Source organism: Streptomyces litchfieldiae (assembly GCF_031845365.1).
Taxonomy (GTDB): domain Bacteria; phylum Actinomycetota; class Actinomycetes; order Streptomycetales; family Streptomycetaceae; genus Streptomyces; species Streptomyces litchfieldiae.
The window spans coordinates 1-614 of record NZ_JAVREL010000077.1 but is presented as its reverse complement, the minus strand read 5'-3'; the positions used below and the strand labels follow the sequence as shown (position 1 = coordinate 614).

Here is a 614-nt window from a genome sequence, read left to right as displayed (position 1 = left end):
CCCGTCCGGCAGCACTCCGCCGGCGCCGTCCGAGCCTTCCCAGGTGATCTCCCAGGTGAGCGAGGCGGTCAGCGGATACGCCCCGGCATCCTGGGTGGCCCGCAGAAAGGTCACCCCGCACGGCGGCGTCTCCTCCGCCATCCCCTCCCGGTAGGGCTCCCCGAGGTCTGTGCACTCTCCCGTGGCGGGGTGGGTCACGGCGTCCGGGGTTCCCGGGTCGAGGGTGAGCGTGGTGGGTGTGGCGGTGGCGGTGGCCCACAGTCCGTAGGCGTCGAGGGAGGCGGTGACGGAGACGGGCCCGAAGTCCGCCTCGTCGAGCCAGATCCAGGTGGCGAGATTGACTTTCTGCGTCCCGGACGGGTTCCACTGGATCTCGGTGTCCGGCACGCGTACGCGTTCGTAGGCGAGTTCGGCGAGCATTTCGGCGTCGAGTACCCCGGGTTCGTCGGGCGGCGGTTCGCCGAAGTCGACCCAGAAGGTGCGCCACTCGCAGGCGTAGCGGGCCTCTTCGTCGGGGTGGTTGGCGTTGCGGACGACGGTCCAGAACATGCCCTCCCCCTGCTTGTCGATGTTGTAGTTGGGGTACTGGCCGTTCTCGCCGTAGGTCTCCTCCA

Annotated in this window: 1 protein-coding gene; it reads right to left on the bottom strand. The window is 69.4% G+C overall.

Going from position 1 to position 614, the window contains the following annotated elements; genetic code table 11:
- Positions 1–614 (bottom strand): hypothetical protein (locus RM590_RS35455; protein WP_311708934.1); only part of this gene is annotated, 614 nt, incomplete at both ends.